Source organism: Ezakiella massiliensis (assembly GCF_059862345.1).
This window is the reverse complement of record NZ_JCBCEO010000001.1, coordinates 290,098-311,373: the sequence shown is the minus strand read 5'-3', so window position 1 is coordinate 311,373 and position 21,276 is coordinate 290,098. Positions and strand designations below refer to the sequence as shown.

The 21,276-nt window shown below is 33.7% G+C and carries 18 protein-coding genes; 4 read left to right on the top strand and 14 right to left on the bottom strand.

Translation table 11 applies throughout. The features are described from left to right. Positions 1 to 83: 83 nt before the first annotated feature. A complete protein-coding gene (locus AC6FXG_RS01410; RefSeq protein WP_500571265.1) occupies positions 84 to 1,895 on the top strand; it encodes an ATP-dependent helicase in 1,812 nt (603 codons plus the stop codon). A 1-nt stretch (position 1,896) separates the two neighbouring features. On the opposite strand, the gene AC6FXG_RS01405 is transcribed toward AC6FXG_RS01410, so the two are convergent. Beyond that, positions 1,897 to 3,567 carry an nSTAND3 domain-containing NTPase gene (locus tag AC6FXG_RS01405; RefSeq protein WP_500571264.1) on the bottom strand — a complete coding sequence of 557 codons (1,671 nt, stop codon included), beginning with the start codon at positions 3,565 to 3,567 and terminating at the stop codon, positions 1,897 to 1,899. A 97-nt stretch (positions 3,568 to 3,664) separates the two neighbouring features. Here AC6FXG_RS01405 and AC6FXG_RS01400 point away from each other — a divergent pair, with 97 nt between their 5' ends. Genes AC6FXG_RS01400 through AC6FXG_RS01390 form a run of 3 tightly spaced genes read left to right on the top strand, consistent with a single transcriptional unit; the run spans position 3,665 to position 7,989 of the window. Further along, complete coding sequence (locus AC6FXG_RS01400; RefSeq protein WP_500571263.1) at positions 3,665 to 4,414, top strand: ABC transporter ATP-binding protein; 750 nt, start codon at positions 3,665 to 3,667, stop codon at positions 4,412 to 4,414. 10 nt (positions 4,415 to 4,424) lie between these two features. Continuing rightward, positions 4,425 to 6,626: a COG1361 S-layer family protein gene (locus AC6FXG_RS01395; protein WP_500571262.1), complete on the top strand. Its 2,202-nt coding sequence runs from the start codon at positions 4,425 to 4,427 to the stop codon at positions 6,624 to 6,626. Then, positions 6,619 to 7,989, top strand: a complete 1,371-nt coding sequence (locus tag AC6FXG_RS01390; protein ID WP_500571261.1) for an ABC transporter permease — start codon at positions 6,619 to 6,621, stop codon at positions 7,987 to 7,989. The genes AC6FXG_RS01395 and AC6FXG_RS01390 overlap by 8 nt, the downstream gene beginning before the upstream one ends. 131 nt (positions 7,990 to 8,120) lie before the next feature. On the opposite strand, the gene AC6FXG_RS01385 is transcribed toward AC6FXG_RS01390, so the two are convergent. The 13 genes from AC6FXG_RS01385 to polA form a co-directional block, all read right to left on the bottom strand. Beyond that, positions 8,121 to 8,534 carry a YolD-like family protein gene (locus AC6FXG_RS01385; RefSeq protein WP_075573701.1) on the bottom strand — a complete coding sequence of 138 codons (414 nt, stop codon included), beginning with the start codon at positions 8,532 to 8,534 and terminating at the stop codon, positions 8,121 to 8,123. Beyond that, positions 8,531 to 10,033 carry a Y-family DNA polymerase gene (locus tag AC6FXG_RS01380; RefSeq protein ID WP_500571260.1) on the bottom strand — a complete coding sequence of 501 codons (1,503 nt, stop codon included), beginning with the start codon at positions 10,031 to 10,033 and terminating at the stop codon, positions 8,531 to 8,533. Before AC6FXG_RS01380 ends, AC6FXG_RS01385 begins: the two co-directional genes overlap by 4 nt. A 144-nt stretch (positions 10,034 to 10,177) precedes the next feature. After that, positions 10,178 to 10,600 carry a flavodoxin gene (locus tag AC6FXG_RS01375; protein WP_075573703.1) on the bottom strand — a complete coding sequence of 141 codons (423 nt, stop codon included), beginning with the start codon at positions 10,598 to 10,600 and terminating at the stop codon, positions 10,178 to 10,180. 116 nt (positions 10,601 to 10,716) lie between these two features. Then, positions 10,717 to 11,616, bottom strand: coding sequence for an RnfABCDGE type electron transport complex subunit B (gene rnfB / locus AC6FXG_RS01370; protein ID WP_075573704.1), 900 nt, complete (start codon positions 11,614 to 11,616; stop codon positions 10,717 to 10,719). Between the two features lie 6 nt (positions 11,617 to 11,622). Further along, entirely contained in the window at positions 11,623 to 12,195 is a 573-nt protein-coding gene (gene rsxA / locus AC6FXG_RS01365) for an electron transport complex subunit RsxA (RefSeq protein WP_075573705.1), read from the bottom strand. Further along, positions 12,195 to 12,809 carry an electron transport complex subunit RsxE gene (gene rsxE / locus AC6FXG_RS01360; protein WP_075573706.1) on the bottom strand — a complete coding sequence of 205 codons (615 nt, stop codon included), beginning with the start codon at positions 12,807 to 12,809 and terminating at the stop codon, positions 12,195 to 12,197. Before rsxE ends, rsxA begins: the two co-directional genes overlap by 1 nt. Next, positions 12,799 to 13,377, bottom strand: coding sequence for an RnfABCDGE type electron transport complex subunit G (locus AC6FXG_RS01355; RefSeq protein ID WP_075573707.1), 579 nt, complete (start codon positions 13,375 to 13,377; stop codon positions 12,799 to 12,801). The genes rsxE and AC6FXG_RS01355 overlap by 11 nt, the downstream gene beginning before the upstream one ends. Continuing rightward, complete coding sequence (locus AC6FXG_RS01350) at positions 13,374 to 14,330, bottom strand: RnfABCDGE type electron transport complex subunit D (RefSeq protein WP_500571504.1); 957 nt, start codon at positions 14,328 to 14,330, stop codon at positions 13,374 to 13,376. Before AC6FXG_RS01350 ends, AC6FXG_RS01355 begins: the two co-directional genes overlap by 4 nt. Before the next feature lie 129 nt (positions 14,331 to 14,459). Further along, positions 14,460 to 15,785 carry an electron transport complex subunit RsxC gene (gene rsxC / locus AC6FXG_RS01345; RefSeq protein WP_500571259.1) on the bottom strand — a complete coding sequence of 442 codons (1,326 nt, stop codon included), beginning with the start codon at positions 15,783 to 15,785 and terminating at the stop codon, positions 14,460 to 14,462. Between the two features lie 137 nt (positions 15,786 to 15,922). Then, positions 15,923 to 17,452 carry an ABC transporter substrate-binding protein gene (locus tag AC6FXG_RS01340; protein ID WP_075573709.1) on the bottom strand — a complete coding sequence of 510 codons (1,530 nt, stop codon included), beginning with the start codon at positions 17,450 to 17,452 and terminating at the stop codon, positions 15,923 to 15,925. Further along, positions 17,449 to 18,099, bottom strand: coding sequence for a lytic transglycosylase domain-containing protein (locus tag AC6FXG_RS01335; protein WP_500571258.1), 651 nt, complete (start codon positions 18,097 to 18,099; stop codon positions 17,449 to 17,451). The genes AC6FXG_RS01340 and AC6FXG_RS01335 overlap by 4 nt, the downstream gene beginning before the upstream one ends. Further along, positions 18,083 to 18,652 (bottom strand): dephospho-CoA kinase, encoded by a 570-nt coding sequence (locus tag AC6FXG_RS01330; RefSeq protein ID WP_500571257.1) that lies wholly within the window; start codon positions 18,650 to 18,652, stop codon positions 18,083 to 18,085. Before AC6FXG_RS01330 ends, AC6FXG_RS01335 begins: the two co-directional genes overlap by 17 nt. Further along, entirely contained in the window at positions 18,642 to 21,221 is a 2,580-nt protein-coding gene (gene polA, locus AC6FXG_RS01325; protein WP_500571256.1) for a DNA polymerase I, read from the bottom strand. The genes AC6FXG_RS01330 and polA overlap by 11 nt, the downstream gene beginning before the upstream one ends. Between the last annotated feature and the right edge of the window lie 55 nt (positions 21,222 to 21,276).

Below are 21,276 nucleotides of genomic sequence, written 5' to 3'. Positions count from 1 at the left end.
TTCATTATACTGGTTTTATTATTAATTTTCAAGATTAACCTCTATTATTAGACTTATATAATAGAATCAATTATAATATAGCTATGGAATTTTCAAAATCACAATTAGAAGCAATCAATCACAAAAATGGTCCTTGTCTAGTTCTGGCAGTTCCTGGTGCTGGCAAGACAACCATCATAATAAATAGAATACTTAAACTCATAGAGGAGGAAAAAGTTTCTCCATCAGAAATACTTGCCCTCACCTTTTCCAGAGCGAGTGCAAATGATATGCGTAAACGCTTGAAGCAATTTTCTAGGTACACGACTTTTAAAAATATAAGGACTATTCATTCTCTTTGTTTTGAGATTGTTGCCACTTATAATAAATCTAAAAGCATACCCTTTAATATGATTGAAGATGAGAGATACAAGGCCTTTAGATATAAGGCAATAAACGACACTTATAAGGATATATATTTTTCTAACATCGACATCGAATCATATCTTAGAATATTATCCGCGATTTCAACAATCAAGTGCAAAAACCTAAAAGAAATAACCTTGCAAGTTGAAGATGAATTGGGTGTTAAGAATTTAAAAAAGTTTTATGATAATTATGAAAAAGTTCTAAGGGATAATTACCTTTATGATTTTGATGATCTTTTACTAGAAGCAAGGAAAATATTTGAAAATGATAAGAAATTCAAAAATGCTTTTAAAAGTAGATTTAAATATATCTTACTAGATGAGGCCCAAGACACATCTGATATACAATGGGATATTATAAAACTCTTGCTAAGCAAAAATAATAATCTTTTTGTAGTTGCCGATGATGATCAAAGCATCTATAAATTTAGAGGCGCAAGCCCTTATATGCTTATGAGGTTTGAACACGAATTTGCAAATGCAAAAATAATATATTTAGAAACAAATTACAGGTCCTACTATGAAATTGTAAATTCGGCTAACCGCCTAATAAAAAACAATAAATATAGGTACGAAAAAGAGTTGCTTTCAAATCGTGGGAAAAAATCTAAGGTTAAAGTAAATATTTTAAAAACTCGCCATGACCAATACGAGAGTGTCGTCAAAGATATTAAAGCTGCTAAGGGTAAAAAAGCTATTATATATCGCAACAATCTTTCAAGCATAGGCGTTATTGACGCACTTGATAAAAATCTATTATCTTTTAACTTAAAAGACCACAATATTGACTTCTTTAAATCTAGTGTCTATAGGGATGTTTGTGAAATTATTTCTTTTATCTTAAGCCCAAATGATTTCGATCTTTATTCAAAGATTTACTATAAACTTCAAGGATATGTATCAAGGGCAGAAATAGAAGAAGCCCGCTACAATTCTCAAGAAAACGCCATAGATAAAGTACTTGCAATTCCAAACCTGCCCGAATATAAAGCAGAACTCTTGAATGATTTGAAGCTACACTTAAGAATGGCGGCTGCAAACTTTAAAAATAAAGGCCTGGATATAATTTTAAATAATTGTGATTATGTAAACTTTTTAAAGCAATCTAAAAGAGAGCAAGCTCGAAGTTTAGATAGCTTACTCAGGGTCTATAATACTCTGATTTCAATTTCAAAAGATACGACTATAGAAGAATTTCTACCAAGACTTGAACAAATTAAAAAACTTTGCTTAATTGAAAACTCTTCTGATATAGAACTCTTAACAATGCATTCGTCCAAGGGCCTAGAGTTTGACAATGTTTTTATAATTGACCTTATTGAAAGTGAAATACCAGGGTCGAATATATTAACAAACGACTTAGAAGAAGAAAGGCGCCTCTTATATGTGGGCATGACTCGGGCAAAAGAAAACCTATTCATGTACGCATATAAAAACGACGCCAATAAAAAAGTAAAAATATCCAGTTTTTTTGAGGACCTAAGATAAACTATTTATCAAAAACAGATCCGTCAATAAATTCTCTAAGAATTGATGTGTTTGGAATTAAATCGTCATCATCAATTGAATTAAAATAACTTAGGGTTTCTATCAATCTAGTGGCCCTTACAAAGTTATTATCATCTTCTGGCACGCTTTGAAGCAAACTTAATGCGTGCTTTTTAATTGCTGCAATTTCATAAATTAAACTTGTGTTAATTACAATGTCAGCATCTTCTTGGTAAGGGAATACATAAATATCCTCGCCTTCTCTAACATTCTTCCATTCTGATAAGGCTGAAGAAACATCTCTTCCCCTTGTGCGAACATCCCTTACCATCCTTCTTAAAAATCTAACATCCGTCGTGGATAGTCTATTAAGCGCATCAATATTCATAGTGGTAAGAGCTGACAGATAAATTTTAAATTTATTTCTCTCTGGGATTTCTCTACTTAAAATTGGATTGAGGGCATGTATACCTTCTATAATTATAATATCACGTGGCCCTAATTTTATTTTATCTCCAGTTTTTTCCGTTTTTCCTTCTATAAAGTCAAATGAAATCCTGTCGATCTCTTTTCCTTCAATTAATTGCATTATGTCTTGATTTAACTTATGGATATCAACAGCATCTATAGATTCGAAATCGTATTCTCCGTTTTCTTTTTTAGGTGTTAAAGACCTCTCAACAAAATAATCATCGGTCGAAATTTCAACTGTGTTTACTCCTCTCATTGCAAAATAAACTATTAATTTCTGAGCCGTTGTTGTCTTCCCCGAGCTTGAAGGCCCACTAATTAACACAATCCTCTTAGCTTCATCTTTTAAAACTTCGCTAACTGTATTGTCATATTTTTTATCCATATGTGCTTCGGATATTAAAATTAAGTCTCTAGCTTTGCCGGAAGCAATCATCTCATTCATTTGACCTACATAATTAACGCCTAAAATTTTAGCAAATTTTGTTTCATCCGAAAAAACTTTAATTAAGCTCGGTTGTTCTTTCTCATTCCTTGCATCATAGCCATTACTATTTCCAGGAAATACAATTAGCATACCCGGATAATAATATTTCAGTTCAAAATCTTTAATATAACCAGTAGATGGTGCCAAAATTCCTTCGAATCTATCAACATAATCTCCGCACCTATGAAGTTTTACTTCTTTTAAATTGTTGGTTTCAATTAACTTAACCTTATCAAGTCTATTTTGGCTTTCGAAATATTTAATCGCTTTTTCTCTTGGCCATATTTCTTCTGTTATATCTATATCGCTATTAATTATGTTAAGCATTTCTTCTCTTATCTTTTTTAAATCGCTTTGTGTAAAAGGAATGCCAAACTCCTCTTCTACATATATAGAAGAACCTATGAAGCTGTCAATAATAGATTGCCTTTCTGGAAAAAGCTTGACCTGTGCCATATGATATACAAGTATTAATGTAGATGTGTATACCCTAGTTCCAAGTGAATTTGCTATATCAACTAATATAACATTTTCGTCGCCCTGTAACTTGTAATTTAAATTTTTAATTCTTCCATCGACTATAGCTCCCAAAAAAATAAAATCACTTTCATTTTTTATATTATTTTCTTTAACTAAATCTTTTATGGACATTTCTCTTGCAATGTCTATCGAATTAACGTTTTTATTATGTGGTAATCTTAATTTAATAGTCATATTTCCTCCTATATTTATCATACCCAAACAAGATTTTTATACACATTTTCTTGTAAAAGCTTTACTTGAGTGTTATAATACACATACGGAGGAAAAAATGGAACCACTTATAAAATTAAATGACCTTTACAAAATTTATAAGATGGGTGAAGAAAAAATATATGCTCTTAGAGGTGTTGACCTCGAAATTTATAAGAGCGAATGTATTTGCTTGGTCGGTCCTTCTGGGAGCGGCAAGTCCACTCTTCTTAATTTATGTGCAGGTCTTGAAAAACCTACAAAGGGTGAAGTCATAATAGGCGGTATTCATTTGGAAAATTTAAGCGAATCCAATATGACAAAATTTAGACAGCTTAATGTTGGCTTTGTATTCCAAGCATATAATTTAATTCCCACATTAAATGCGGTTGAAAATGTCGGACTTGGCTTAACTTTCAAAGGAATCCCCAAACACAAGAGAGATAAAATGAGTATTGATATACTTAAAAAAGTTGGACTGGGTAAACGTCTTTTTCACAAACCTAGTGAAATGAGCGGCGGTCAACAACAAAGAGTTAGTATAGCAAGAGCTTTTGTAGATAAACCAAAAATAATTTTTGCAGATGAGCCGACTGGTAATCTTGACTCAAAGACAAGTATGGAAGTTATTCAGCTAATGACAAAAATGGTTCGTGATGCTGGTGGCACATTAATAGTTGTCACTCACGACCCGGAAACTTCAATTTACTCAGATAGAATTGTCCATTTTAAAGATGGTAAGATTGAAAATATTGTTAGTCAAAAGCCTGAGCCAATACCAGATATAGGGTTAAATGCAAATGGCGATGAATTAAAAGATTTAAAATAGGGAGAAGAAAATGAAGAACAAATTTATATTATTTTTATCAATTTTATTAGTATTTAGTACAATTACAACAGTAGCTAAGGGTGATGAAAAAGAAGAACTACCACCCCAGCAATTCTCAGCTAAGGCCAGAATTGATGGAGACAGTTATATAGAAGTTGAGCCTGGACAAACAGGAGTTATAAGTGCCCTCGTAACTGTAACTACTGATATCAAAAATGATCAGCCAATTATAGTTAGCGGTAATGCTACTTCATCTGATACAACAAGTATTTACTTGGAAAACTCATATGATGAAATGACTGCAAACACATATGGATCATACAGGAATAATTACTACTATGGACCACGTAACAGATTTCAAAACTCTAATTATAAGGAAGATACAGTTGGTTTAACCTTTAGAATAAAAGTACCTGATACAGCCAGAGCTGGTAGCTACCCAGTTACAGTTAATGTTTTTGTAGATGGAGCAAGTGCTGGTCAATTTTCCGCAACTGTTAGAGTAAAAAGCAACGGTAAAGCTGCTTTTTCTAAGCTAGATTTAAGTGAAGTAACAGTCTTCCCTAACCCACATGATGTTTCACCTGGGCAAATGGTAGTCGCTACTGTAAATGTAAAAAATAATACTGAATACCCTGTTTATAATGCAGAAGTTAAACTCGAAGGTATGCAACAAGATGGCTTTACCCTTCTAAGAGATTTTAATGCTCGCACTATAGACACCTTAAACCCTGGGCAAGAAAAATCTTTTGCCTTTGAACTTGGAAGTGCAAAAAATATTAAGCCAGGTAACTATGAGTTCAAAGTTACACTTAACTATCCAAACGCAGCAAAGGAAGGTGAAGCTTCAAACACAAGAAGCTTCTTTCTGACAGTCGGCTCAAATCCTGATAAAGCTTCTGCTCTTATCATCGAAAATTTAAATGTGCCCTCAAAAACAATTTATCCAGGCAACCAAGCTAAAATTACCTTTGATGTTACAAACAAAGGCCAATCTGTTGCAGAAAGAGTCTATATTAAATCATCAGTTGATGGTAGCGGTTTAGTTTCTAGGTCCGTAGGACAATTTTTTGAAGAAAAAATTAATCCTGGTGAATCAAAACATTATGAATTTACCTACTTTGCTACACCAGCAAGTACAACCCAAAACTACCCTATCAGCTTTAAAGTTGAATACAATGATTCATATACAAATAAAGAAGAACCAATAGTTACAGAGCAAGTCGCAGGCATATTTGTATCTAATCCTCAAAAAGACGATGAAGGCAAAGATAAAAAACCTAGCACACCTAAACTAATTATTGAAAAATATTCATTTGAACCACGTTTACCTGAAGCTGGTAACGAGTTTGAAATGACTTTAAATTTCCAAAATACAAACTCCAAGCACGAAATAAGAAATATCAAGATTACCCTTTCAAGCATGGAAACAACTAGCGATAATTCAAATACAGCTGGTTCAAATATCTTTACTCCAGTTGATTCTTCAAACACATTTTTCATTGACAGCATTAAACCTGGTCAAATGGTTGAGAAGAAAATAAAGATGTATACTGTTCCTGATGCTAAGGCAAAAACATACCAAGTAACTGCAAATTTCGAATATGAAGACACACAAAATAATGAATATAAGGCTTCAGAAAATATTGGTATTCCTGTTATTCAAAAATCTAGACTTGAAATTGGAGAAGTCCAAACTCAAGAATCATTTAATGCAGGCGATGGCGCTCCACTTAGTGTTGTATTTTATAATACAGGTAAGGTTACTCTTTACAATATGATGGTTAGAGCTGAATCTGACGATCCATCTGTTGAAATACAAAACCCAACTTACTATATCGGTAACTTTGTTTCTGGTTCAACTGAAAGCCATGATTGTCAGATCAACTCTTTCGAGCCAGGTACAAAAAAAGTTAAATTAATATTCTCTTATGAGGACTCAACAGGTACTAAGCAAGAAGAGGTTAAAGAAATAACCTACGAAGTATCTGAAGCTCCACAATTTGACCCTAACGATATGGGACCTGACGGAATGGGTCCCAATGGAATGGGGCCAGGCATGGAAGAAGAAGGCTTTATGGGTAAAGTTAAAAACCTTGCAAAAAAATGGTATTTTTGGACAATTCTTGCAGCTATTGCAATCGCTGTTATAGTTATTATCAGGAGGAGCCATCACAAAAAACGTGATAAGGAGCTGACCTTAGATGAGTAATATCGATTTACTTTTGATGAGTGTTCGTAACCTATGGAGACGAAAGCTCAGAACTATTTTAACTATATTAGGTGTAACAATTGGCTGTGCATCAATTGTCGTTATGCTTAGCCTTGGTCTTGGTATGAAAGCAAATACCCAAAGACAACTTGAAGAAATGGGCGCATTGGATGTTATCAACATAATGCCCTATCCTATTTATAATAATGAAACGGGGGCTGCCAAGGACCCTGCCCCTCTAAATGATAAGGCTTTAAATACTATCAAACAATTAGAACATGTTGTTTCTGTTATGCCAATGCTTCGAGTTGATGATGCACAAATTTTTTCGAAAAAATATCAGACTTATGCAGAAATAGTTGGAGTTGATCCAAATGTTCTGGGTGATTTCGATATAAAACCAGTATGGGGTAAGTTATTAACAGAAAATGATACCAATGCTGCAGTTTTTGGCGGAGGCATTAAGAGGTCTTGGTATAACCCAAAATCTACAAATAGGGGAATCATTTCTAATAATGAATCCCCTGTTAACCTGGAAAAAGACAAAATTGAAATAGGTATTGGTTATGATTTTAGCGAAGATGATAGACCATCTTTTAAAAAGACCTTTAAAATAATTCCTATAGGTGAGCTAGATGAACAAGACTTCGAATACGGGTACAATATCTTCATTAACATGGAGTTTGCAGAAAAGATTAATCGTGAAGCCAAAAGGATGAAAGACCAAAACAAGGCTGAAGGTGGCTATAGTTTTAGCAGAGGATCATCTGCCAGCAAGTATTCACAAATTCTAGTTAAAGTTGATGATATTAAAAACGTAAAAGATGTTAATGACTCTTTGGAGAAATTAAATTTTAACGCTCAAAGCAAAATGAAATATGTAGAACCTATGATAAAATCAGTAGAAAACCAACAAAAAATCCTTGGTGGCATTGGAGCTGTAAGTTTATTGGTTGCAGCAATTGGTATTGCCAATACTATGGTTATGAGTATCTATGAGCGTATAAAAGAAATTGGAATAATGAAAGTTATTGGCGCTAGTGTTCAAGATATTAAAAAAATATTCCTAACAGAAGCTGCCCTTATCGGTCTTTTCGGTGGTGGAGTTGGCATTGGTTTTAGCTATATAATAAGCGCTATTATTAACAGCTACGCTTCTAAGCCTTCAGATGGTTCTGGTATGGGTATGATGGGTGACATGATGGGCGGAATGCCTGGAGAAGCAAACAAAATTTCTATCATTCCCCTCTGGCTGGTCCTTGCTGCACTTGCTTTTTCATCTGTCATTGGACTAGTTAGTGGATTCTATCCAGCTACCAAAGCTACTCGCCTTTCTCCACTTGAAGCAATTAGAACCCAATAATATAATTATTTTAATTAAGACTTAAGTATGGCTTTTTTAATAAGGCCATACTTTTTTATTTAAATATTTTTTTCAAATAAAAAAACTACCTTTATAATTTTCATCCAATTACAATGGTAGTTTCTTTAATTTTATTCACTTGACATAGTCTTTGATTCAATATCATATATGTTGTCTATTCTTATACAAGGCCCAGAATCTAAGCTTATAGTTCTCTCATAATCGTCAATATTCTTAATTTTTCCAGATGCAGATAAATATTTGCCCCCCTTCTTTAACTTGTCTGCTTCAAAATAAATCAATCTTATTGGTGTATTTATATTTCTTAAACACTCGTTAAGCTTAAAGTCTAATCTATCCAGCTCACTTTCACTTAAATCTATTTTTCTATTAGTATATCTTGCTGTCTCAGCTATGGCCTCTTCATAACCAGTAAGGGCTGCAAATGGAGCAAATTGTGCTGCCCTATTTATAAGAGGCATTTTCATGTGTGCCTTTGATATAGGCCTATCCATATCAATTATATTCTCATACTTAAGATTCATGACTTATGCCCTCCAATCTGCCTATTCCTTTCTATACCAGTAGCTCCCTCTCTAAAATTAAGACCCTTTAAAATAGAATTCTTTCCGTATTTATTTTTAATATCTATAACAGCTTTTTGTATCTTTTCTTCCTTGTCAATATTCAATTTATTTACTGTACTACCTTCTATTGCCCTATTCTCCAAGTTAAAAATATCCATCTGCCTTCCATGAGTTGTTTTTTCGAGTTCATCCTTATAACAAGTATTATTAGCCACTATATTTAATTTTCTAATATAGAGCTCCTTGTTTACTATTCTATCAAAAAGCTCCTTAGCAGAGTCAATAAAAACTTTAGATGACGAAGTATACATATTTAAATTTCTTACACCATGAGATTTTTTAGGAATTTTTCTTCCATAGTGATCCATCTTTATTTCGCCATTATAATTAATTTCTTTGTCTTCTAAGCTCGACCTATCATAGCCAATAGTAATATCGATCTGATTGCTGACTAGACCTTTTGAATACAAATCAAGTGCTAAACTATCAGCCATCTCTCCAATAACAATCTTAGCTTGATCGTACTTATAAGGTTCATGTAAGACTTGTCCGCTGCTCCTACTTGTGTTTTGTGGTCTGTATTTTTTTACATCAGAAATTGTACACGGCTCATAGCCCCAAGCGTGATCTATTAAAAGCTCAGCATTTATTCCAAACTCTTTGTATAGGACATCCTCATAATCAATAGAAAACTCAGCTATATCTCCCATAGTAAAAAGTCCATACTTTGCAAGTCTCTTTTGATAACCGCTTCCTACCCTCCAAAAATCAGTTAGTGGTCTGTGATCCCACAAATACTTTCTATAACTATCCACATCCAAAACCTTAACCCTAACTCCGTGAGAATTTGGCTTTGTATGCTTTGCAAGTATATCCATAGCAACCTTACACAAATACATATTCGTTCCCACACCTGCAGTTGCCGTTATACCAGTTTCTTTTAAAACATCATTTACAATATGGGATGCCAAGTCTTCCCCATCCATCCCATATAATTTCAAATAATTTGTCGCATCGATAAATACTTCATCAATAGAATATACATGTATGTCCTCAGCTGATATCCAATTTAGATATATCTTATATATAGACTTACTAATTTCAATATATTTAGCCATATGAGGAGGTGCGACAATATAATCTACTCCAACCTTCGGAGATTTATTTATTTCATCAATATTGTATGACATATATTCAAAGTCTTTTAGACCCGATCTTTCTAGCCTATCAATATTTAAATTTCTTATTATCTGGATAGCTTCAAATAAGCGCGGCCTTCCAGGGACACCCAAAGATTTTAAAGGTGGGGATACAGCAAGACATATTGTCTTATCAGTCCTAGAATTATCAGCAACAAGTAAATTATATTTTAAAGGATCCAATCCCCTTTCAATACATTCGCAGGATGCGTAAAAAGATTTTAGATCAATAGCTATGTATGTTTTTTTATCGCTCATAAAACTACCTCCGCATATATTATATACGATTTTAAACTTCGTTTCAACTCTTTTAACTTCTTTTTTATAAAATAATATAAAAAATAAAATAAAAAAAGCGCTTATAGCGCTAAAAAAATTTATGTAGCTGAGAAAAATCTCAGCTTATTTTGCTAAAGCTCTTCCAAGCTCTCTGCACTTTTCAAGGGCTTCATCATCCGGATAGTCATAAGCAATTAATCCTGGTACAACAAGTTTGCAGCCTGTTTGATTAATTTCTTCTGTCCAATAGTCCATCCATTGTCCCTCGTTCCATTCGTATGAACCAAAAATTGCAACTTTCTTACCGCTAATAACTTTATTAGCTTCATCCATAAAAGGTCTGAAAGAATCCTCTTCTAGCTCTTCATCACCCATTGCTGAACAACCAAATGCAACCGCTTCTGCACCTGTTACATCTTCAATTTTTGCGTCATCAACAAAAATTAATTTTGCTTCTTTGCCTGCAGATTCAATTCCTTCCACAACTGCCTTTGCCATGGCTTCAGTATTACCTGTGCCTGACCAATAAATAACATTAATTGTCATAAGAACACCTCCTTAATATATTATAACACATTTTATTAAAAAAGTTAGTCTCCGCTAACAAAAATAAACAAAAATTTTAAATAAATAAAAACTCGGGAATATTTCCCGAGTTAATCTTATTTATTTTCTGTAACTTGTACTTCTTTTTCTTTAGCTTCTGTGCTATTGCTATCCGCTTCTTTAGCTTCAACAGGTTTAACCACTGGGCGTGGTCTTTCTGGTCTATCGTCTTGAATAGCTTTTGTAGGACATGTTTTAACGCAAATCTTACAATTTACACATTTTTCATAATCAATATGAGCCAAAGAGTTTTCAAATGTAATAGCTTCTTTAGGACACTTTTTAACACATAGTGTGCATCCAATACATCCGACCTTACATGCTTCTTTAACAACTTTACCCTTATCATTTGAGGCACACTTGACAACTGTATGCTTATTATAAGGCATAAGTTCAATAATATGTTTAGGGCAAATTTCAATACATTTCTTACATGCCACACACTTATCTTTTATAATAACTGCAACGCCATCTACCATTTCTATAGCATCAAATGGGCAAATATCCTTACAAGTTCCGCATCCTAAACAGCCATAAGAACATTTCTTATTTCCGCCACCAATTTGAGCCATATATCTGCAATCCTTAACACCGTGATAATTATATTTATCAACAGCGTTATTGCAAGTTCCATTGCATCTAACAACAGCAACTTGTCTTTCAACATCAAGAGCTTCTGATCCAAGAACTTCTGCAACTTTTGCGGCAACACTTGGTCCGCCAATTGTACATGCATTGGATGGAGCTGTACCGTTTGCAATAGCATTTGCCAATCCTTCACAACCAGGAAATCCGCATGCACCGCAGTTAGCTCCAGGTAGAACTCCTAAAATATTTCCAACCAATGGATCCATTTCAACTGCAAATATTTTTGAAGCGATGCTAAGTAGTGCGCCAAAAATAAAACCTAAAATTCCAAGGACGGCAATTGCTTTTAAAATTTCTGTAAACATCATTACCTCCTATATTAAACCTGCAAAACCTGTGAAAGCAATACTCATTAGTCCAGCGGCTATTAGAGCCATTGGAAATCCCTTCAATGCTTCAGGTACATTTGCAAGTTCAAGTCTTTCTCTGAGAGCACTTAATAATAATAGTGCTAATGCAAATCCAATTGAAGCGCCTAGAGCACTTGCAATAGTTTGGAAAATGTTGTATTCATTTTGAATATTAACAATTGCAACACCAAGTACGACGCAGTTTGTTGTAATTAGTGGTAAGAAAACGCCCATCGCTTGATATAGTGAAGGACTGAGTTTTTTAATTACCATTTCAACAAATTGTACTAAGCTGGCAATAACCAAAATAAATACAATTGTTTGTAAGTATCCAAGCCCAAATGGATCTAGGATAAATCTTTGTATTACCCAAGTAAGTGCAGAGCTAATTGTCATAACGAATGTTACAGCCAAGCCCATACCTCCTGCAGTTTCAACCTTACCTGAAACTCCAAGGAAAGGACATATGCCAAGGAACTGACTAAATACGTAGTTATTTACAAAAATAGTCGAAATAATTATTTGAAAAATATTCATTATTCAGCCTCCTTATCACTTGTGTTCTTTTTTCTATTCCTTATAGTATTAAGGGCAAAAATCATTAATCCAAGAATAATGAAAGCACCAGCTGGCATAACGAATAATCCCATTGGATTAAAGCCTTCAAAAATTGTATATCCAAATATTTTACCTGAACCAATGATTTCTCTTATTGCAGCTAATATTATAATAGCCACACCATATCCAAGCCCACTAAAGAATCCATCTACAATTGAAGGAAGTAAAGTATTTTTACTTGCAAAGCTTTCTGCCCTTGCAAGGATCAAACAGTTTACAACGATTAGTGGAATAAATAATCCTAGGGAAGCATATACATCTTGAACAAAAGCGTTTAAGAACATATCTACAATCGTAACAAATGTTGCAATTACAACAATGTAAATAGGAATTCTGATCTTATCAGGAATAACATTTCTAAGTAATGATATTGAAATGTTACTCAACGTTGTAACAAATACAACTGCTGCTGTCATTGCAAGAGCATTTTCAACATTAATTGAAACAGCTAGTACAGAGCAAAGTCCTATCAATTGAACCAAGACTGGATTATTATTAAATAATGCATCTTTTATAATTTTTTTATAGTCCATTGTTCAACTCCTTATAAATATCTAAAGCTATATTTACAGCATCTGTAACACCTCTGGAGCTTACAGTTGAACCTGAAATTGCTTGAATTTCACTAGCACCAGGATTTTCTTTCTTAACAGCTATTGGCTCTCTAACGGATTTGCCTGAATATTGAGCTTCGAAATCTTTATTTTCAACAACTTTGGTTCCAATTTCAGGTGTTTCCTTGTGCTTTAGAATTTTAATAGCTTTAATTTCATCGCCTATAAGAGCAGTGATTACTGTTATATCTCCACCGTATCCTCCGCCATTGGTTGTGAGTAGATATCCAATTTCATCGCCGCCTTTAATTGCTTTTACAATGCTTGTAACCTTTGAGTTTATTGCCTTATATTTATTTAATTCTTCGCTAGTAAATTCAACAAATTCATCAGCTTCTGGAATCAATTCTTGATAAGCTTCCTGTGCTTCTCTTGCTTCTCTTTCAGCAATAATTGGTTCTGTTACACTATTTACATAGCCTAGAACACCAGCTGCAACCAAAGCAAAAACAAGAAGTATTAAACCAAGTTTTAATGTTTCTTTCATTTCGTTTTTACCTCCCCAAATACCTTAGGAACAGTAAGTCTATCGATTAGAGGTACTGCAGTATTCATAATTAAAATAGAATAGCTAACGCCCTCAGCCATACCACCTTTTAATCTAATTAAGGCAGTTAATAGACCGCAGCCCGCTGCAAATATAATTTTTCCAATTGGAGTTGTAGGCGCTGTTACAAAGTCTGTAGCCATAAAACATGCACCAAGCAATAGTCCACCACCGAATAGATGGTATAGTAAAAATTCTCCTCTTATACCCATTGCAAATAATACTAACATAGTAGTTGCAATATATATAAGAGTAATTTTATAGTCTAAGACCTTTCTTATAACTAAATAAATAAATCCAATCAGTATGCAAATACTTGCTGTTTCACCTAAAACACCGCTTATATTTCCAATTATAACGTCTTTTAATGCAGGTAATTGTCCTTCTCCAGCTTTTAGAATTTGAAGTGTGGTTGCACCTGTAATTCCATCTGGTCCAATATAATTGGTCATTATTGCTGGCCAGCTCATCATTAAAGCTGCACGACCTGCTAAAGCTGGGTTCATGAAGTTTGAACCAATTCCTCCAAAGAGTTCTTTAGCAATAATAATTGCAAAAGCTGAACCTACAATTGGAATCCAATAAGGAACATTGGCCGGTAAGTTGAAAGCAAGTAATAAACCTGTTACAACTGCTGATAAGTCACCGATTAAAACTTTCTTATGGAATGCTTTTTGAATTAAGGCTTCAAAACAAACAGCACTGAGTACTGAAATAAGTATAATCATAGCTGCGTGAAGGCCAAATTTATATACTGAGAACAAGAGTTGTGGAGTTAATGCAATTATAACATCTAGCATCATCTTTCTAGTTGTCCTAGTAGTTCTCAAATGTGGAGCCAAGGCAACAGTCCAACTGCCATCTTTAGCTTCAAATTGTTCAGCCAAACTCATTTTTTCAAATTCAGCGTCTGTAATTTCTGCTTTTATATTTGAGTCTTCCTTTTTAACTACATTAGTTTCTTTAGGAGCAGCTGACTCTACATTTACTTTATTAATATCTTTTTCAGTCATAACTACCTCCTATCTAGCCTTTCTCGATGCAGCTCTTAGTTCACGTTTTGCTGCGACAACCATTTCTGTCAGTGGCCTATGTGCTGGGCAAATGTAAGAACATGAACCGCATGCTATACATGCTTGAGCATTGTACTTTGCTGTATCTTCAAACCTATTATGGATTGCAAGGGCAGCAATATTTAGAGGCATTAAATGTACAGGACATCCATGAATACATTTACCACATCTAATACATGGGCTCATCTCATATTTTGCAGCATCATTTTCTGCAAGTACAAGAAGACCTGATGTATTTTTTTGAATTGGAGTAGACACATCAAATTGTGAGAATCCTGTCATTGGTCCACCAGCTACAATAGCTTTTGGATTACCGTTAAAGCCCCCTGCCATTTCTATTAAGTCAGAAATTTTGGTTCCAACTCTGGCCAAAATATTTTTTGGAGTCTTTATACCATCACCAGTTACTGTTACAACTCTTTCATAAGAAGGAATTCCTCTTAAAACAGCATCTGCAATAGCTGCAGAAGTACCAACGTTGGTAACAAGTGTATTTACATTGCCTGTTCTTCCGCCTTGAGGAACTTTACGATTTAAAATAGAGTCAACCATTCTATATGAGTCACCTTGAGGAAACTTTGTAATAAGATCAGCTACATGAAGATTTGCCGAAGAGCTCAATTTAGCTTCTAAAGACTCTATGGCATCTTTTTTGTTGTCTTCTATCCCTATGTAACCGTTGGTTGCGTTAGTAACCTTCATAATAATCTTTAAGCCTTCAATAATTTTATCGCCCCATTCAAGCATCATTCTATGGTCACAAGTTAAATAAGGCTCACATTCTGCCCCATTTAAAATTATAGAGTCGATGCCCTTAAGTGCGCCGGAAAGTTTGTTATGTGCAGGGAATGCTGCCCCACCCATACCGATTACACCAGCTTTTTTGACAGCTTCGATTATTTCATCAATAGAAAAATCTTCAATTTTTTTGTCACATTCTTGAAATTCAAATTCATCTTTAAAATTGTTTTCAATTGTAACGCAAGTTGCACTAGAACCATCAAGGGTAAATCTCTTTTCGATTTTTTTAACAACCCCCGATACGCTGGAGTGAACAGGTGCGTATAATGACGCCTCCACATCTCCAATAACCGTACCAATCTTTACCTCGTCGCCAACTTTTACTGTTGGCTCACAAGGAGCACCAACGTGTTGTGTAAGTGGAATAATCACTTCAGCAACAGCTTTTGCCTTTTCAATTGGAGCGTGCTCGGAAAGTTCTTTAAACTCTGGTATATGTATACCGCCCTTGAAGGTAAGATGTTTTAAATTCATATTTATCACCTTCGCCTTTCATAAAAATTATAGCATAAGACCTGGTCAAATTCAAGGAAAAAACGGCATTTATAGGGCTTGTGTAAAATTTTGTTGAATTTGTGATTTGAATCACCAAAAAACGCAAACTAAAATTTTTAGTTTGCGTCTTCATCAATGGTTTCATTTTCTTTAGTTGTAAAATATGCAGTGCTAAGTGACTTATAAGGAAAAATAATATTTGGTTTTATATCCCCCACTATAGCATTTGAATATATAAGGGCATTCATCTTGTAGACAAGGGGAATAAAAATATTCTCTCTATTAATAGTCTCATCTATACTGTTGGTAACTAAGATTAAATCTGATTCGTTGTGTGTAGATTTGATATCTTCATTTAGTTTGCTAATAGTTTCTGATTGATAAGGAAATATACCTGAATTTAAATTGTAGGAATAATCTGGAATAATATTTACAGCCATTGATGATAAGGCAATGTCGTAACCACCAGCCTTTAGATTCTCCAAATAAGTATTAAAATCCTCGTCAGAATTTCCAACAAACTCAACTTTTATTCCCAAATTGTACAAAGATTCTGCAATCAGAGTTGCAATTTTAAGCTGATATTCATTTTTCCAATAGAAATAAAATTTAAGAGTTGGTTTCTCACCAGACAGTAATTCTTTTGCTTTGTCAATATTTGTAATATCTTGGCCTACCCTGCAAAAATAACTGTTGGGATTAATAAATCCAGTTGTTTTAATTCCTTGATCATCTAAGGCAATCTTAATAATTCTTTCCTTGTCAATGGAACTTTTTATAGCCTCCCTATAATTTGGATTTGCTAATTCTCCCTCAGGATTTAAAAATAAAAAATACATTTCATTGGAAGGATAAGTTTGGGCATTAAAATGCTCATTATTAAAAAACCTATAAAAGTTTTGTCCCCATGATGTGGATACATGAATCCTACCAGTTTCAAGAGAAGTGTAAATCAAATCTTTGTCATCATGATAAACCCCTCTAATTCTAGAAATACTTGGCATTTCGTCATGATAATTTTCGTATGCTTGCAAAATTATTTCTTTTTTATTCTCATAGCTATCAACCATATATGGTCCGGTTCCCAAAGGGATTTTTTTACTTAGAGTTCCCTCTTTTACTATTGGGAAAATTAAATATTCCTTTAAAAATGGTCCTACTCCATTATAACTAATCTCAATTGTTGTATTATCAATTATTTTTCCACTCAAAGGAAATTCTCTAGAAATATTGTTGACTACAAGATTATAATAGGGTCCTTTAGCGGAGTTTTGAAAATGTTCTAGAGAATACAAGACATCTCTTACTGTCAAAGCTGATCCATCATGAAAAGTTATGCCATCTTTGATGCTAATGGTCATCTTGTTATTATCCAAATTATATGAGCTAGCCAATAAAGTTTGTGGCCTAAGATTATCATCTAGAGTAAATAAGCCTTCAAAAATTAAACTAGATAAATAAAAATAAGACATATTTTCTGTTGTAAGAGGATCTAAGGATTCAAAGGGTGTCAGAGGAATGCTTATCTCCCCTGTCTCTGCAAGGAGGTAGTTAAGCTTTTCATCCTCAACAGAGACTTCTTTTTGAGTGCACGAAGATAAAAACAGCATAAGTATGCAAAGTATAAATATGTTTATCCTTTTCATTTTACAAACTCCTTAATAAATTTTTTTATAGCAGGAACTACTCCATCTTCTGCCTTTGTTAATTTCATAAAATATTCTTGCATATTCTGTGGAACCCTATAGTCCTTGCTAATTAAAAATTCATATCCCTTCCTAGCCTTCTTAACTCTTTTTATATAGTTCCTGGTTTCATCATAAGGAACCCAAGAATAAGTGTCATCATTTACATCTTCAAGGCCTTCGTCAATCCATCTTTTAACCACACTTGGTCCAGCATTGTAAGCGAGTATTGCCCTGTCAGTACTGCCGAATCTTTCAATTAAATTCTTTAGATAATAGGCACCAATCTCCATATTTTTTTCTGGAGTAAAAATATCATTTATTCCGACTTCAATCCCATACTTTTGTGATGTGTACTCTATTGTTTCAGGTATCACCTGCATTAGGCCAAGGGCATTTTTCTTGGAAACTGCATTTGGATCAAACCCGCTCTCTGTTTTTATAATTGCAAGAACCAAAGATTTGTCTACTCCAACTTCTGCACAAACTTGATCGGCAACCTTTTCATATTTTATCGGGTAATTGTATGATAAATAAAAGTTTACGCCAACATATAGAACTGCCAGCGTAAGCATTAGTTTAATTAAAAATTTAATATTTTTTATCAAGATATTCTATTATCCTTTCTTGAAATCTTTCTATACTTTCGTTGTTATCGATTATAGTATGTGCTTTTTTTATTGCAAATTCATCTGAAACAAAGTATCTGTCCCTATCGATAATATCTTGGTCTGTCATATTTCTGCTAGATTTAAGACGCCTATATCTTATATCCTTGTCAACATTTATATAAATTACTTCATCAGGTATAAAACCGCATTTATTAGCTATACCCATAGATTCAAAATAAAGCGGTATTTCAAAAAATATATCTTTGTCAGATTTGATACTAGCATAATAATCATAAAGCTTATAGTAGACGAAATCCTCGATTTCTTTTTTTAGATCTTGATTTTTGAAAAAAACATCCCTGTAGTCTATGCCTTCGCCGCAAATCTTTCTTGTAATTTCATCTATATCTTTTATGTTATTTGAAATTATTTCCTTTGCGTCATCATCTGCAGACCTTAATCCAAATTGATTTTTATCTTTTAAGATCTTGATAAAACTGCTCTTTCCAGATCCAATTTTACCTGTTATTACTATTTTTTTAGGCTTCATACCAATCCTTTGCAATGCTATAATCAACCTTCAAATCAACACCCATATCAGTAACCGTTTCCATGATGTGTTTAACATCTTTTGCAAGCTTATCTACTTCATCATCAGCCGCTTCTAAAATCAATTCGTCATGAATGGTTAAAATAAGTTTAGATTTCATTTTATTTTCCCTTAAATAATCAAAAACTTTTACCATGGCAATTTTAATTATATCTGCAGCTGTCCCTTGGATTGGAGTATTAAGAGCAATTCTTTCACCAAAACTACGAATGTTAAAATTTTTGCTATTTAATTCAGGTATAGCCCTTCTGCGATTAAACAAAGTCGTTACATAACCATCTTTTTTAGCACCTTCGACCACATCGTCCATATATTTTTTTACATTAGGAAATTGTCTCCAGTAGTTGTCGATGTATTCTTTGGCAGAGTCCCTACCAATATCCAAATTCCGACTGAGTCCATAGTCGCTTATGCCATAGACGATACCAAAGTTAACAGCCTTGGCATGGTAGCGTTCCATGTCTGTTACTTCATCATAAGGAATATCAAAAACTTCACTTGCAGTCTTCCTATGAATGTCTAAGTCCCCATGAAAGCCTTCAATCATTTTTTCTTCCTTGCTAACCGCAGCTAACACCCTAAGTTCAATTTGTGAATAGTCTAGGTCAAGTAATTGATGTCCATCTTTTGCAACAAAAGCCTTCCTCAGCATCCTTCCCTTTTCAGTCCTTGTAGGAATATTTTGTAGGTTAGGTTCTGTTGAGGAAATTCTACCTGTTGCTGTTTTTACTTGGTTAAATGTAGACCTAAGCCTCCCATCTTCATCAATTATATCGACAATACCATCTACATATGTGCTCTTTAATTTACTATCCTGCCTATATTCAAGAATTAGCTTTGGAAGCAGATGCTTGTCACTTAATTTTTCCAATACTTCTTGGTCTGTAGAAAAACCCGTTTTTGTTTTCTTAATAACAGGCAATTCAAGTTTATTAAACAATATTTCGCCTAGCTGCTTAGGAGAATTAATATTAAATTCTTCTCCGGCTAGTTCAAATATCTTCTCTTCCATCTGGTCTAGATCCGCTTGGAATTGCTTGCCCAAATCTTCTAGTATAGATTTTTTCACCTCTACTCCGTCGTATTCCATATTTGCAAGCACATAGGTTAAAGGAAGTTCAATATCATTTAATAGATCGGTCATATCCATGGATTTTATCCTGTCTTCTAAAACGGGATAAAGCTTATAAATTTGTGCTAGACCCACAGCATATGAATTGAAGAGTTCATCCTTATCAAATTCTTCTATTTTAGTCTTCTTGTTTTTAGAAAAAAGATCTTCATAGTTTGTAGCTGATGAAAAATATCTCCCATACACAGCAGAAATAGTTTCTCCATTTGAAGTAGGATCAACTAAATAATCGCCCACTACAACATCAAATTTAAAACCGTTTTTATTGATGCCTTTCTTTATTAAATGATATAGGTCCTCTTTGATATTTCCACCTATAAAATCATATTTTTCATCAAAAATTTCATAGAAATCATTCGCTGACTCAGAAATATAAGCTCTTTCTCCATCGAATATTCCATAAGCTAAAGGCTCTTCATTGTGGTAGGAGTTTCTGAAAAATTGCTTGACAGCCAGAGTCTTTGAAGCAAATTTAATATTTTTAAAAGAATCGACTATCTTATATTCGACTTCAATTTTATCATCCTTGCTTTCTCCACTTGTAAAATCTTGAAATTCAAGGTCAGAGAAAATTTCATTTACTCTTTCGGTGTTAGGGTCTCTAAGTTTAAAGTAGTCTTTACTCTCAACCTCAACATCGCACTTTATTCTCCCAAGTTCCTTCGAAAGATAGGCAGCATCTTTACCATTTGCAATTCTTTCGGTAGTTTTATTTTTCTTCATATTGTCAATATTATCATAGACGCCATCAAGGGTTTTATACTCATGAAGAAGTTTTTTTGCAGTGACTTCACCAATTCCATCTATGCCAGGTATATCATCAGACTTATCTCCCATGAGGGCCTTTAAATCAATAAGCTGGTCTGGTGTAAGTCCGTAGTCATCCATAATCATTTGCCTATCATAGTCAACTGTTTCAGATATTCCCCTCTTTGTATAGATAACTTTTACATTGTCATCTACAAGTTGCAAATAGTCCCTATCTCCAGTAACTAAAACGACATTGTAGTTATCAGAATATTTCTTTGATAAACTTCCGGCCAAGTCATCAGCTTCATAGCCTTGAACTTCATAAGTCCTAATTCCCATTTCATCTAAAAGATCTTTTAAAATTGAAATTTGATAGCTTAATTCTGGCGGAAATTTCTTTCTTGTTGACTTATATCCATCATACATTTTATGCCTAAAGGTTGGTCCCTTTGGGTCAAATAAAACAGCAACAAGCTCTGGTTTGTATTCTTCAACCAGCCTCTTGTACATTCTTATAAATCCATATATAGCATTTGTCTGTATACCTTTTTTATTCGTTAAAGGCGGCAGAGCATAAAAAGCCCTGTTAACCAATGACGATCCATCTATTATTAAGAAATTATTCATTTTATCACCTAGATTAATTATAACATATAAAAATAAACATTTCTACACAAAAAAA